The 13,491-nt window shown below is 67.4% G+C and carries 16 protein-coding genes; 12 read left to right on the forward strand and 4 right to left on the reverse strand.

Translation table 11 applies throughout. The features are described from left to right. The first annotated feature begins 218 nt into the window (after positions 1-218). Positions 219-521 (forward strand): hypothetical protein, encoded by a 303-nt coding sequence (locus tag AB0J62_RS20175; RefSeq protein ID WP_363872802.1) that lies wholly within the window; start codon positions 219-221, stop codon positions 519-521. Positions 522-553: 32 nt separating this feature from the next. After that, positions 554-1,672, forward strand: coding sequence for an epoxide hydrolase family protein (locus AB0J62_RS20180; RefSeq protein ID WP_363872805.1), 1,119 nt, complete (start codon positions 554-556; stop codon positions 1,670-1,672). Here AB0J62_RS20180 and AB0J62_RS20185 read toward each other — a convergent pair. After that, on the reverse strand, positions 1,662-2,609 hold the full coding sequence (locus AB0J62_RS20185; protein WP_363872808.1) for a zinc-binding dehydrogenase: 948 nt from the start codon (positions 2,607-2,609) through the stop codon (positions 1,662-1,664). The two genes, AB0J62_RS20180 and AB0J62_RS20185, sit on opposite strands and share 11 nt — an antisense overlap. A 42-nt stretch (positions 2,610-2,651) precedes the next feature. Here AB0J62_RS20185 and AB0J62_RS20190 point away from each other — a divergent pair, with 42 nt between their 5' ends. From AB0J62_RS20190 to AB0J62_RS20205, 4 genes are all read left to right on the forward strand, one after another. After that, the gene (locus tag AB0J62_RS20190; RefSeq protein ID WP_363872811.1) at positions 2,652-3,278 is read left to right on the forward strand and encodes a DUF2461 domain-containing protein; all 627 of its coding nucleotides are present in this window, start codon (positions 2,652-2,654) and stop codon (positions 3,276-3,278) included. Positions 3,279-3,371: 93 nt separating this feature from the next. Continuing rightward, complete coding sequence (locus AB0J62_RS20195; RefSeq protein ID WP_363872814.1) at positions 3,372-3,680, forward strand: helix-turn-helix transcriptional regulator; 309 nt, start codon at positions 3,372-3,374, stop codon at positions 3,678-3,680. After that, entirely contained in the window at positions 3,681-4,232 is a 552-nt protein-coding gene (locus AB0J62_RS20200) for a DUF5753 domain-containing protein (RefSeq protein WP_363873508.1), read from the forward strand. A 128-nt stretch (positions 4,233-4,360) separates the two neighbouring features. Beyond that, positions 4,361-4,738, forward strand: a complete 378-nt coding sequence (locus AB0J62_RS20205; RefSeq protein WP_363872817.1) for a hypothetical protein — start codon at positions 4,361-4,363, stop codon at positions 4,736-4,738. 151 nt (positions 4,739-4,889) lie between these two features. On the opposite strand, the gene AB0J62_RS20210 is transcribed toward AB0J62_RS20205, so the two are convergent. Further along, a complete protein-coding gene (locus AB0J62_RS20210; protein WP_363872820.1) occupies positions 4,890-5,762 on the reverse strand; it encodes a helix-turn-helix transcriptional regulator in 873 nt (290 codons plus the stop codon). Positions 5,763-6,213: 451 nt separating this feature from the next. On the opposite strand from AB0J62_RS20210, the gene AB0J62_RS20215 reads away from it, so the two are divergent. Continuing rightward, positions 6,214-6,408, forward strand: a complete 195-nt coding sequence (locus AB0J62_RS20215) for a hypothetical protein (RefSeq protein ID WP_363872823.1) — start codon at positions 6,214-6,216, stop codon at positions 6,406-6,408. After that, positions 6,405-6,623, forward strand: coding sequence for a hypothetical protein (locus AB0J62_RS20220; RefSeq protein ID WP_233714578.1), 219 nt, complete (start codon positions 6,405-6,407; stop codon positions 6,621-6,623). Before AB0J62_RS20215 ends, AB0J62_RS20220 begins: the two co-directional genes overlap by 4 nt. A gap of 238 nt (positions 6,624-6,861) precedes the next feature. Here the strand turns inward: AB0J62_RS20220 and AB0J62_RS20225 are convergent, their stop codons facing one another. Continuing rightward, positions 6,862-7,095, reverse strand: a complete 234-nt coding sequence (locus AB0J62_RS20225; RefSeq protein ID WP_134104684.1) for a DUF397 domain-containing protein — start codon at positions 7,093-7,095, stop codon at positions 6,862-6,864. A gap of 270 nt (positions 7,096-7,365) precedes the next feature. Between AB0J62_RS20225 and AB0J62_RS20230 the strand changes: the two genes are divergently transcribed. From AB0J62_RS20230 to AB0J62_RS20240, 3 genes are all read left to right on the forward strand, one after another. Continuing rightward, positions 7,366-8,187 (forward strand): SigB/SigF/SigG family RNA polymerase sigma factor, encoded by an 822-nt coding sequence (locus AB0J62_RS20230; protein WP_363872828.1) that lies wholly within the window; start codon positions 7,366-7,368, stop codon positions 8,185-8,187. Positions 8,188-8,426: 239 nt separating this feature from the next. Further along, positions 8,427-9,164, forward strand: coding sequence for a hypothetical protein (locus tag AB0J62_RS20235; protein WP_363872831.1), 738 nt, complete (start codon positions 8,427-8,429; stop codon positions 9,162-9,164). Between the two features lie 651 nt (positions 9,165-9,815). After that, the gene (locus AB0J62_RS20240; RefSeq protein WP_363872834.1) at positions 9,816-10,922 is read left to right on the forward strand and encodes an NAD(P)/FAD-dependent oxidoreductase; all 1,107 of its coding nucleotides are present in this window, start codon (positions 9,816-9,818) and stop codon (positions 10,920-10,922) included. Positions 10,923-11,258: 336 nt separating this feature from the next. Here AB0J62_RS20240 and AB0J62_RS20245 read toward each other — a convergent pair whose 3' ends face one another. Beyond that, positions 11,259-11,807, reverse strand: a complete 549-nt coding sequence (locus AB0J62_RS20245; RefSeq protein ID WP_363872837.1) for a hypothetical protein — start codon at positions 11,805-11,807, stop codon at positions 11,259-11,261. Between the two features lie 306 nt (positions 11,808-12,113). Here AB0J62_RS20245 and AB0J62_RS20250 point away from each other — a divergent pair, with 306 nt between their 5' ends. After that, positions 12,114-13,286: a zinc-dependent alcohol dehydrogenase family protein gene (locus tag AB0J62_RS20250; RefSeq protein WP_363872840.1), complete on the forward strand. Its 1,173-nt coding sequence runs from the start codon at positions 12,114-12,116 to the stop codon at positions 13,284-13,286. Positions 13,287-13,491: the final 205 nt, after the last annotated feature.

A 13,491-nucleotide genomic window follows, 5' to 3' on the forward strand; every position in this document is an offset into this window, starting at 1 on the left:
GCCGATGGGAGAACACTCCGAGTGACAGTGACTTCCGTTTGATCTGAGATCACCGTCACAGCCGGTCATGTTCTGAGTAAGGACTCTGTGAAGAATCGGTCCTGACCGGCTGCGCGGGTGGGGATCATCGCGGGCCTGACCGTAAGTTCGATTGTGGGTGGTCCATCGAAGTCAGGAGTGAACGAAGTGCTACGGGGCTCACGGGGTGTGCCGTCGGCATGCCCACAACCAGCAGATCCGGTCTGACCGTGATCACGCTGAACAAGATTCTCGGCGCGGCCGGGGTGGTGCTGCTGCTCGTCGGCGGCCTGCTCGGGTTCCGCTCGGTCTCGGCCGGCGGCGCCCGCTGCGGCTCGGCGTTCCAGCCGGCTGGTGGGATCACACCGATGGCTTGCGACAACGCGCTGAACGGTGCGAGCATGCTGGTCACGATCGTGATCAGCGCCGGTGTGGTCTGCCTGATCGCCGCCGTGGCGGTCAAGGTGGTCCGGGATCGGGCTCACGCCAGGGTCGTCGCCTGAAACCATCTGCTCCGCTGTGGCAGGGTGCCAGGGTGACGATCGAACCGTTCCGGCTGGATGTGCCGGAGAGCGAGCTGGACGACCTCCGCCGGCGCCTCGACCTGGTGCGCTGGCCTGCTGAGCTACCCGGCGCGGAGTGGTCCCGCGGTGTCCCTTTGGCCTACCTCCAAGACCTGGTCGCCTATTGGCGGGACGGGTACGACTGGCGCGCTGCCGAGGCGCGGTTGAAAGAGTGGCCGCAGTACACGACGGTGATCGACGGTGCTCAGGTCCATTTCGCGCATGTTCCGTCGTCGGATCCGTCGGCGGTTCCGCTCGTTCTCACCCACGGGTGGCCGGGGTCGGTCGTCGAGTTCACCGAGGTCGCGAAGCTGCTGACCGACTTCCACCTGGTGATCCCGACCATCCCGGGGTTCACGCTGTCCGGCCCGGTGCAGGAGCCCGGCTGGGAGTTCAAGCGCGTCGCCCGCGCCTGGACTTCGCTGATGACCCGGCTTGGTTACGAGCGGTACGGCGTACAGGGCGGCGACTGGGGTGCGGCGATCTCACGCGAGGTCGGGCGGATCGATCCCGCGCGCGTGATCGGCGTACACCTCAATCTGATCCCTGGTGCGGGTGCGACCTCCGAGCCGACGCCGGAGGAGCTTGCGCCGCTCGATCCGGCCGAGCAGGAACGTACGTGGGCGTCGTGGCGCCGGCAGCAGGCATTCGCCTCGGAGCAGCAGGGGTACGCCGATCTGCAGTCGACGCGACCGCAGACGGTGGCTTATGCGTTGACCGATTCGCCTGTGGGGCAGCTGGCGTGGATCGCCGAGAAGTTCGCGACCTGGTCGGATCCGGCGACGCCGATCGACCGCGATGTGCTGCTGACGAACGTAATGCTCTACTGGCTCACCCGGACCGCGGGATCGGCCGGCGCGATCTATTACGAGCGTGCGCATGCGTCGTACTGGGGTCAACCCGCCGAGCCGTCGCGTACGCCGACGGCGCTGCTCGACCTGGCGCACGAGAACTTCATCCCGCTGCGGCACAAGGTCGCTCGGACCGACAACGTCGTTCGCTGGACCAGTCATCCGCACGGCGGTCATTTCGCTGCTCTTGAACAGCCCGCCGTGCTGGCCGCCGATATCCGGGCGTTCTTCAGGGCTTGAGGATCAGCTTGCCGGTGGTCCGACGGGCCAGGAGATCCTCGTGGGATCGACGCGCATCTTCGAGCGGGTACTCCGCGCCGACGAGCGGGCTGAGCTTCTTCGCAGCGGTGAGTGCGAGCAGCTCGGTCAGCGGTTCGGCGTACCCGTTGGGGAGGTCCATCGCCGGCACCAGCCAGAAGCCGGCGACCGAAAGGTTGCGTTGGGCAAGCGCGCTCGGGTCGACGGACGGTCGACCTTCGCGGCCGGCGTTGCCGTAGTTCACCAGTCGGCCGAATCCGTTGAGACATTCGAGTCCGGCCAGCATCGTTGCCCCACCTGTCGAGTCCAGCACGACGTCGACGCCATCGGTTGCCTTGAGCACCCTCTCGACGTAGCCGTCAGGGTTGTTGTCAACGGCAACGTCTGCGCCGAGCTCCCGGGCGAGCTCTCGCTTGGCGTGCGTCGACGCTGTCGCGATGACCCGCCTGGCCCCGAAGTACTTCGCGAGCTGGATGGCCAGCGACCCGACTCCACCTGCGGCGGCGTTGACCAGGACGGTCTCGCCCGGGCTCAGTTTTGCGCTGTTCTTCAGTACATGCCACGCGGTCAATCCTTGGATGTGCAGCGCGAGCGCCTGCCCGTCGCTGACCTCGTCCGGCACATCGATCGCGCGGTTGACCGGCGCGACGGCGTATTCGGCGTACCCGCCTCCGGTCCCGAAGATGGGGGAGAGGATGCGGCGGCCCGCGTCGGTGCGTCCGACGATCTCGACGCCGGGGACGAACGGGAGCTTGACGCCGCCGCGGTAGGAGCCGTCCGTGCGATGGGTGTCGGCGAAGTTCACTCCGGCGGCGGTGACCTCGACCAGGAGCTGGTCCGGTCCGGCGACCGGTGGGTCCAGCTCGGTCGGGACGAGGACCTCGGGACCGCCGAACTGGGTGACCTGGATCGCGCGCATGGGGGTGTCTGTCCGTTCTGTCGGGCGAACTATCGTTGCCGCATGAGTTTTACCGGGTTTCCGGCTGCGGCGCTGGATTTCTACGACGATCTCGAAATGGACAACACCAAGTCGTTCTGGACGGCGCACAAGCAGGTGTACGAGGAGTCCGTCCGCGCACCGATGGCCGCGCTGCTCGCGGAGCTCGAGGAGGAGTTCGGTACGGCGAAGCTGTTCCGCCCGTACCGCGACGTCCGCTTCGCGAAGGACAAGACGCCGTACAAGACCCACCAGGGCGCGTTCATCGACCTGGCTCCCTCGATGGGCTGGTACGTCCAGGTCTCCGCGCCCGGCGTACGAGTAGCCGCCGGCTTCTACGACGCAACCTCCGAACGCCTCGCGCGGGTCCGCACCGCCATCGACGACGACCGCCGAGGCAAACAACTGGAGAAAATCCTCGCCAAGCTCACTAGAGCCGGCTGGACCGTAGGCGGCGACAAACTGAAGACCAGCCCCCGAGGCTACGACCCGGACCACCCCCGCATAGACCTACTCCGCCACAAGTCCCTCACGGTCTCCAAGTCCTACGGCTTCGAGCCCATCATCCACACCCCCCAACTAGCCACCCAGATCCGCATCGACTGGCAAGCCACCAAACCCCTCCTAACCTGGCTAACCGACAACAGCTGACGGACCGTGAGGGCGCTTGTACCGTGCGAATCCGACCAGTGATAATGGCGGCGATCTCGAATCCGTGAGGTCGGAAACGCGAGGTTGTGGAAAATGCCGAGGCCAGCTGGTCCGCCGACCGTTCGGCTTCGTCGGCTCGCGACTGAGCTGAAGAACCTCCGTGCCGAGGCGCAACTGACCCGCGAGCAGGTCCAGGAACAGAGCGGCGTCAACCAAGGCACCCTCTGGCGCATCGAAAAGGGCCAGGCCAAACCCCACACCGGCACCCTCGAAACCCTCTTCGACCTGTACGACGTCCCACAACCCCGCCGCGCCGAACTCCTCGAAATGATCCGGGGAGCGAGGCAGCCCGGCTGGCTGCGTCAGTTCAAGGATGTGATTCCTCAGGACTACGCCGCCTAGATCAACTTCGAGTCAGAGGCGAAGCTCGTCCACAACTACGAATCGTCGTACATCCCGGGACTCCTGCAGACGGAGGAGTACGCCAGGGCGACAGTGGCTGATTTCCTGCCGCTGGAGCCTGACGTGATCGAGCGGAACGTGCAGGCGCGGATGGAGCGTCAGATCGCCCTGACCGGAAAGCGGGAGGGACGAGCGCCGCTCGAGCTCTGGGCAGTCATCGACGAGGCCGCGCTCCGCCGGGAGGTCGGCAGCCGGGCTGTGATGCGGGCCCAACTCGGCCGCCTGCTGGAGATGGGCGAGCGCTCGAACGTCACGCTCCAGGTGATCCCCTTCGACCGCGGAGCTCATCCCGGAATGACCGGTGCGTTCGTCCGGCTCGCCTTCGGGTCCATGGCACCAGACCTCGTGTACGTCGAGAGCCTTGCCGGCGACATCTTCCTGGAAGCCGAGGCGGAGATCGACCGTTACGGCCTGGTGTTCGATCACCTCCGGGCGATCGCGCTCAGCCCACGCGACTCGACGGCCATGATCGCGGGACTGACCACGCAGTAGTTATCCACAACCTCGCGTTTCGGCCGCGTTCCGGTACGGAGTGGTGCTCGGAATGACCTCTGAGCGAACCGTTCGGGCCGCCTGGATTCGTATGGTGCCGGGGCTCGTCCGGTCCGTACGGTCGTTGCATGGCGATCGCGGCGATGAGTCTGGAGTTCTGGCCCGGCAGCTCACCGGGTCCGGAGTCGGGCACTCAGCGCATCCTGTACTGCTATGCCCACGGGCGCCTCGCTCGGCGGCTGCGTGATCTCGTCGAGGTCCGGAAAGCGGCGCTCCATGCGGCGGAGCAGCGCGGCTATCGCCTTGGGCCGCTCTTCGTCGAAGAAGACGATTCCGGCCAAGCCATGCAGGCGCTGATCGACGCTGCTATGGCACACGCGGGCAGGGCCGCAGTCGCGGTGCCTCATCGCGGACACCTCATCCCGCTCGGCGCACCGCGCGAGTGGCAGCAGTTCCTCGAGGAACTCGTCGATCATCCACTGGTCTTCACCGGCCACACCTCATGACCAGCGGGGCGGGCATGCCGGGTCCCTGACGCCCGTGCCCGTCCCGCTTTCCGCACCGTGCAGATCGGAAGGATCGACCATGCCCAACACGCCGACCGGACGTGCGCAAGCGGCTCTCGATCAGTCCCGGCGAATCTGGGACTGGCGCGTGTCAGCGTTCGAAGTCTTTGCGGATGTCGGTGAGGATGTCGCGGGTTTTGTTCGGGGGTGGGGCTGCGACGCAGAGGGCTTCCATGGTGGCTGTGTACTGGTCGAGGTCTTCGAGCTTGTCCAGGTAGAGGGCGCTCGTGAGGTGCTCGATGTAGACCATGTCGGGCAGGTCCTGCTCCGGGAAACGGAGGATGCTGTAGGCGCCGCCGGTGGCTGCGTGGCCGCCGACGCTGAACGGCATCACCTGGAGGGTGACGTTCGGCATTTGGGACGCGTCGATCAGGTGGTTGAGCTGCTCGATCATGCTCTTGACGCCACCGATCGGCCTCCGGAGGACTGCTTCGTCCACGACGGCCCACAGGCGGACCGGCTCCGGGCGGGTCAGGACGCCCTGGCGGTTGGTCCGCAGCGTCACGCGACGCTCGACCTCGTCGGCCGGGATCATGCCGCGACCCAGCTGGACCACCGCACGGATGTATTCGGGCGTCTGCAGCAGGCCGGGAATGAACTGCAGCTCATAGACACGGATCAGCTGCGCGGCGGCCTCGAGGTCCAGGTACGAGTGGAACCAGCTCGGCAGCACGTCGCCGTACCGGTGCCACCAGCCAGGGTTGTTCGCCTCCCGCGCGAGACGAAGGAGCCGCTCGCGCTCTTCCTCGTCGTCGAGTCCGTAGAGACTGAGCAGGTCGCCGACGTCGCGTTCCTTCAGGCCGACGCGGCCCAGCTCCATCCGGCTGATCTTGGACTCCGACGAGCGGATCTCCCAGCCGGCGTCGGAGCGGCTGATACCGGCGGCCGCCCGCATGCGGCGAAGGTGCGCTCCGAGAATGACGCGAAGCGCGGTCGGTCCGCTTTGCGCGCCCGACTCCGTCACCCCAACCTCCCAGCGGCCCCAGCGGTCTCCATCAACAGCAACCTCACCCGCAAGTGCACATCATCGCACGGCGAGGCGCTGATCTGCCGAAGTTCTTACAAAAGAGCGTCGAATCCGCAGCAGCGATCACGGAGCGTAAGAATAGCCGATCCGCTCCACCCCCGATTTGTCAGTACATACTACTCGAGCAACGTGCCGTCGAACGCCGTTCGGCAGCGGTTGATCCAGCCTGATTCAGGCGGGAGGAGGGCCCTTGTGGTCTCGAATTGGAAAACGTGCGGATGCACGTGCATCGGGCGCTTGCATTCGTCGCGTGCCGACGCCATGATTGCTTCATGCACAGAAGGTGAGCTGGATCTCGCGAAAAGTGACATCGCGTGATCCGGCAGGCCGGTCCTTACAGAGCGCCAATGGCCCCCCGTTGGCTTGACTGGTTGGGGAACCCGAGTCGATGAACGACAACGACAGTGAAGTTGTGGAGCAGACCGCCGGCATCGTCGACGGCCGCGCGCCCGAGGAGCTGACGGAGCGGGAGATCCAGGATCTGGTTGCGCGTTGCCCTGAGCAACAGCGTTGGGCCTTCGAGGGCTGGTTGCGTGGCGTTCGTCAACTCGACGGCGACCCCATCGTGAGCCTGGCTCCATGACCACCGACAGAGCAGTAGGAGGACGGAAGATGGTGCGGATCTGGCTGGGCGACCACCTGATCGCCGAGTACGTCGCCGAGCCGGACCGCGCGTCGCGGTACCAGCGGGTGATGACGCCGAAGTTCACCGGATTGCGAATCACCGTTGACAATGCGGCCACCGGGAAAGCATCCGAGCTGCCGAGCGAACAGCTCTGGCCGCTCACCGTCCAGTAGTTCCGTACTCGCCCCTCAGACACGCCAGGGCTGACTCTCGCCGGAGAGTCGGCCCTGGCGTTTCCATGTGCCGGGCTGATCGTCCAGGCCGCGCCGAAGGGCCCGCCGGCCGCCGTGTCACGTGGTTACGCCGGCCACCCTGCTCCAGCAGTCAGCCGGCTTTCGGGCGCACGAAAGGGCCCCTTCGTCACTCGCCTGGCGAAGGGGCCCTTGCTTCGGTGTTGCCGCTGTGTGTTGTTCAGGCGAGATAGTCGAACTCGCCGTCCTGAACGCCGCCGAGGAACGCCTCGATCTCGGCCTTCGTGAACACCAGGGCCGGGCCTTGGGTGAAGCGCGAGTTGCGCATCGCCACACCACCGTCCGGCAGCTTCGCTACCTCGACGCAGTTGCCTTGGGGGCCGCTTCGCTGGCTCTTCTTCCAGATCAGCTCACTGTTCGAGTCGCCGGGCATGCCGTTGTAGATCGCAGTCATCAGCTGCACCTTCCATACGTCCTTGGCATATGCACGTGCATTTGGCCTTGCATCTGCATCGTACACACTTTTGGGTCATGTGTCCGCTCCCTTACTTCCTGTAACCGTGTCGCGGTCAAACGCTCGTTGGACGGCGTGTCTGGTCGCGATCAGTGACGGTTCCGAAGTTTGTGCATGAAAGCCTGAAGGTGGGGTACGTTTCTCTTGCAGGCATGACCGTGGTTCAGCGAAGTGCCACGCCGTGACGAGACAGTCGCGAGGTCATACCAAATGGTTACGAGCACCATGGAGCGGGTTTCCACCCGCTGCGCCACTCCGGCCGATCGGGCCGCACGTGAAGCAGCTACCCGGGAGCTGATGGAACGCCGGGCTGCCAGCACCGATGAAGGCGAACGGCAGGAACTTCTCGAACAGGTCGTCGAGCTCAATCTGGAAATGGCACAGGGCATCGCCCGCCGTTTCCGCGGGCGAGGCGCCGAGGCGGACGACCTGGAGCAGGTCGCGTACCTAGGGCTGGTGAAAGCAGCCCATCACTACCGGCTCGAGGCGGACACCCCGTTCATCGGGTTTGCCATCCCGACCATCCGCGGCGAGGTCAAGCGGTACTTCCGCGACTGCGCCTGGACGGTCCGGATCCCGCGCCGGCTGCAGGAGATGCAAGGCACGATCGCCACCAAGCTGCCGGAGCTGGAGCAGCAGCTGAATCGCGAGCCGACGCCGGCGGAGATCGCGGAGTACCTCGAGGTCGAGGTGGCCGAGGTCGAGCAGGCGCTCGCGGCGAAGGGCTGTTTCAACGTGTTGTCGCTGGACCGTCCCGCCGAGGCCGACGCCGAACTGACGTTGGCCGACGTGGTCGCGGACGACGACGACGCAAGTATCGACCAGTTGGAGACGGTCGAGATGCTGGAGCCGGTGCTCGCCGATCTCGGTGAGCGCGACCGCCGGATCCTTCAACTGCGCTTCATCGAAGGCTGGACGCAGTCGGAGATCGGCAACGACATCGGCGTCAGCCAGATGCAGGTATCCCGGGTCCTCCGCCGGATCCTCGACGACCTGCGGGACAAACTCGCCCCGGCCCAGGCCGCGGCGTAAGAGTTGCCCGCAGCAACCGTGCCCTGCCGGTCGTAAAGGCACCAGGTGCCGCCGGTCCGTCGTCCCAAAGAGCTGCGACGGACCGGCGCACCGCCTGGTGCGATAGGACACGGCCGGCCTTCCCGTCGACGCCCCGATAGCACTTCTAGACTCGCGGGTCGTTGAGTCTCACCGTCTGTGTCGAGTGGCGGCACAATGGGGGTGGACGAGGGGATACGTAGTTGCTGTTGGCCTTGCGCATGTTCAAGACCGTGCCCGCGGACGCGGTCACGGTACTGCGCGCGTACCCGCCGATGGTCGTGTGCTTCGCGGCCGCGCTCACCGGCACCGCGCTCGTCTTCGACATCTTCTATCTCGTCGCAAGTCCCGGCCTCACGCTGGCACTCGTCTATACAGTGCCGGTGCTCGCCGGTCTGATCGCGGGACTCGTGGCCGCGGCCGACGACGTCGGGCTCGAGCGGCGAGTACTTCTTTGTACGGTCGGTCTGGCGATCGCCCTGGGCATCACCAACGCCATCGTTGTGGCGATGATCGCCGCGATGTCCCGCACCGACCCGTCGAACTGGGCGGCCGGCGGCCAGTCGGTTCTCTTCGCCGGCTGCACGGTGCTCGCCGTCGCGGTCTCGATCGTTGCCTGCAGCAAACTGATCGATGCGCTCGGCATCGAACTGCGCACCCAGCTGCCGCACCGCCGCCGTCCCGTCCCGGCTCCGACCGTTTCACTCGTGGCACCGCGTCAGCGGGTGAGCAAGGAGTCCGCCGCGCGCGCCCATCCCGCCCCGCCGCCTCCTCCTCCGCCGGTGGTCCCGGAGGATGAGGAGGAGACAATCCCAGTCTTCGTCCCGCCACCCCTCAAGGTGGTCGACCCTGACGAGGCCCGCCCGGTGACCGCCTCCGGCCAGATCACCCCCCGCACCCCGCGCACGCGCCGCACCCCCCGCGGCAGCAACAAGCCCGGCCGCCGCCCCGGCACCTAACCCTCCGGTCCCGGGCACTCAACGCCCCACATGCCTGGGCACTCAACGCTCCAGCCCCGGCACGCACTCGCGGCTCAGCACCTAACTCCACGGCTGATGCGAGGTGTGCAGGTCTGCCTGCTGGATCCGGGTTCGCATGGCGCGTGAGGAGTTGTGTGCCGGAACCGTCCTCAAGGCGCGTGGGGAGTTGTGTGCTGGCCCGGGCCCGCATCACGTGTGGGGAGTGCGTGCCGGACCCGGGCTCGCATGGCACATGGGGAGTGCGTGCTGGACCCGTGCTGAAGTCGCGCGTGTTGAATTGCGCGCTGGATCCCGGCTCGCATGGCGCACGGGGAGTGCGTGCCGGAGCCGCGCTCAAGGCGCGTCGGGAGTTGTGTGCTGGCCCGGGCGCGCATCGCCTGTGGGGAGTGCGTGCCGGACCCGGGCTCGCATGGCACATGGGGAGTGCGTGCTGGACCCGTGCTGAAGTCGCGCGTGTTGAGTTGCGTGCTGGATCCGGGCTCGCATGGCGCGTGACGATTGTGTGCCCGACCCGGGCTCGCATGGCGTGTGGGGAGTTGCGTGCCGGACCGGTGGTGAAGTGGCGTGTGGGGAGTTGCGTGCTGGACCCGGGCTGGAGTGGTGCGTCGGGGGTGCTGCGAGACTGGTGTTGTGTGGGATCTGGTGATTGTGGGGGCCGGGCCGGCGGGAGCCGCGGCGGCGCTGGGGGCGTTGGGGGCGGATCCGAGTCTGTCGGTGCTGTTGGTCGACCGGCACGACTTTCCGCGGGACAAGGCCTGTGGGGACGGGATCGCGCCGCACGTACTCGATCTGCTCGCCGGCGTCGGCGTCAAGGGGATCCTCGACGACTGGACCCCGGTACGGCGGTTCGTGCTCAACCGCGGAAGCGCCGGCGTGGATCGGGAGATGTCGCGCCCGACCTGGGTGGTGCCCAGGATGGTGTTCGACCAGCGGCTCGTCGAGGCGGCGCAAGCGGCTGGGGCTCAGTTGATCCGGCGGCGGGTTCGCAGTCTCGCGATACAGCGGCAGTCCATCACGGTCGACGGCGACCTCCACGGCCGTTTCGTGGTCGGCGCGGACGGCGCCCATTCCGTCGTACGCCAGGAGCTCGGCACGAAACCCGGTCCGGTCGCGCTCGCGATCCGCGGTTATGCCCCGACGCCGGCGGCGCGGGCGGCGAGTCAGGTGATCGCGTACGGTCCCGGCCGGCAACCGTCGTACGCGTGGTCCTTCGATCGCGGCGACGGCTGGTCGAATGTTGGGTACGGCGAACTCCTCGCCGGCACCCGCCCCACGCGCGCCGACCTGCTCAAGAACCTCGAGACACTCCTGCCGGGAGCGACCGACGGCGGCAAGTCGTGGTGGGGCCATCATCTGCCGCTCGCCGGCTGGTCCTGGCGACCGCGGAGCGGGCCGGTGCTGCTCGCCGGCGACGCGGCCGGTCTCATCAACCCGATGACCGGTGAGGGCATCTACTACGCAGTCGCAACCGGGCTGCTCGCGGGCCGCTCGATCGCGGACGCGCTGAGGGCAGGCAGCTCAGACGCAGGTACGCCGTACCGTCGCCGGACGTCCCGCCTGCTGTCCAGGCACCTGCGACACACCGCACTCGTCGCGCAGCTCAGCCGCTCCGACCGCATCCTCGACGCAGGCATCCGTGCCGCCAACGCCGACCAGGGCATCTTCGACGACCTCGTAGAACTAGGCCTCGCCGACGGTCACCTAACCCGCCGCCTCCTCCGAAAACTCCTGCCTTAACACCACATCCGACCGCACCCGTCACACGCTCGATAGGCCGGTTCAACTTGGTCGCGAGCTCGTCGGGGGTCAGCAGCCGGTCGCATTCCACGGAGCGGTGAGAACAGAGAGACAGTCCTGGAAGCCTGCTCCGCCGGGCATGTCCGCACTGAGCCGCTGGAAGAACTCGGCCATCTGCGTGAGCCGCTCGCCCGCCGGGTGTCGCGCCCGACCAGGTCGACGCCTCCGGCGGCGGTCTCGGCCCAGTTGAAGTTGGTCCGCGCGCTGATCTCCCAAGCTCTCAGCCAGACGTCCTCGGCGATCACCTAGAGCTGAAGCCGCCGCTCAGGGTCGGGCTCACGATGAACCGTGGCCCACCCGCTCGAGGCATCCGACCGCCTCCGAGATCGACGACGGCCTCACCCGCAACTCCCGCACGAGATCGGCCGCTCTGAGTGTGCGCGAGTCAGACGTATAGAGCAGTGCGCGCACCCGCGACACCATCCACGACAGCCCGCCGTCCACCATCATCTCCGGGAGCCGCCTGACGTACGCCGCGCGCCGTACGACGACCCGCGCCCGCCGTACGACGGCCCGCGCCCGCCGTACGACGGCCCGCGCCCGCCCGTACGACGACCCGCGCCCGCCGTACGACGGCCCGCGCCCGCCGTACGACGACCCGCGCCCGCCCGTACGACGGCCCGCGCCCGCCGTACGACGACCCGCGCCCGCCCGTACGACGACCCGCGCCCCCCGTACGACGACCTGCATCCGCCCGTACGACGACCCGCGCCCCCCGTACGACGACCTGCATCCGCCCGTACGACGACCCGCGCCCGCCGTACGACGACCTGCATCCGCCGCCGTACGACGACAGGCATCCGCCGTATGACGACCCGCATCCATCCGCGGCACGGCGACTTACATCCGGCCGGCGTCGTGCCTGGGACGCCGTCGCGTGGTGTGTGAGTCCGGCTCGAAGGTCACCGAACGCCGCGAGAGCCCTCCGCCGCGTCGCCTGATGGCAGGGTCGCCTGATGACCGGTTGGCCTGATGGCCCGGGTCGCCTAATGGCTGGGTGACCGGGTGATCCGCGCCGTATGACGGCCGGTGGCTCGATGGCCGACAGCGCATGACGGCGTGTCGCCCGAACGCCGCGCCTCGCCCGATGGCCCGGGTCGCACGACGGCCGAGTCGCATGATGGAGGGATGATGCAGGCGTGGGTAGTCGAGCGTCCCGGTCCGATTGACGGCGGTCCGCTCCGCAAGGTACGGCGTCCTGTGCGGGAGCCGGGACCCGGTGAGGTTCTCGTCAAGGTTGAGGCGTGCGGGATCTGCCGTACCGACCTGCACCTCACCGAAGGCGATCTCGCACCGAAGCGCCCCGGCGTCGTACCAGGTCACCAGGCCGTCGGAACGGTAGTCGCCGTAGGCAGAGCGGACCGCCGAGGCACGGCCGACAGCTCCGTGACCGGTGACGGCCCGGCGATCGGTGACCGCTCGGCGACGGGTGATTCCGTGGCGACTGACGACAGCTCCGCGACTGGTGACAGCTCCGCGACCGGCGACGGCTCCGGGCCCAGCGGCCGCTTGGCGGCTGGTGACCGCTCCGTGGGTGGTGAGCGGATCGGGGTGGGGGATCGGGTTGGGATTGCTTGGTTGCGGGGGACGTGTGGGGTGTGTGAGTTCTGTCGTGGGGGTAACGAGAATCTCTGTCCACGGTCGACGTACACGGGCTGGGATGCCGATGGCGGATTTGCGGAGTACGCCGTGGTGCCGGACGACTACGCGTATGCGTTGCCGGCCGACCGGCCCGCGGAGGAGCTGGCGCCGTTTCTGTGTGCGGGGATTATCGGCTACCGCTCGCTGCTTCGCGCCAACCTGCCACCTGGTGGCCGGCTCGGGATCTACGGGTTCGGGTCCAGCGCGCACCTGACTGCACAGCTCGCGATCGCGCAGGGCGCCGAGCTGTTCGTGGTGACGCGTGGCGAGAAGAATCGGGCGCTGGCCCGCGAGCTCGGTGCAGCCTATGTGGGGGACCAGCCGCCGGTGCCGCTGGACTCGGCAATCGTGTTTGCCCCGGCAGGCGACGTGGTCCCGCACGCACTCGAGGCGCTGAAGCCGGGCGGGTCTGTGGCGGTCGCCGGCATCTACCTGTCCGACGTACCGGTGCTGAACTACGAGCGGCATCTCTTTCACGAGCGCGACCTTCGCAGCGTCACCTCCAACACCCGCCGCGACGGCGAAGAGCTGTTCCGCCTGGTGGCCCGTCTGCCGGTTAGAGCGCATACGACGGTCGTCTCGTTCGACAAGGTCGACCAAGCCCTCGCAGACGTCGCCCACGGCCGCGCGAGCGGCTCCCTGGTCGCTGTCCTCGACGGTTGAACCAGTCCGCCCTGCGGCACGTTTCAACTTGGTACGGGAGCGTTAGAAGTGGGTGAAGATTCCGCACGGCGGCCGAGCTGAACTTCAGAGCTGACTGCTAGCTGCGTTAGATTTGATCAAATCTCGCGGATGAGTCGACAGCTGCCAGGGAGTGTGAGCATGCATAGGTGGGATCCGGCCAGGCAACAGCGGTCGATCCTTGCTG

This window comes from Kribbella sp. NPDC049584 (assembly GCF_040675555.1).
In the GTDB taxonomy this organism is placed as follows: Bacteria; Actinomycetota; Actinomycetes; order Propionibacteriales; family Kribbellaceae; genus Kribbella.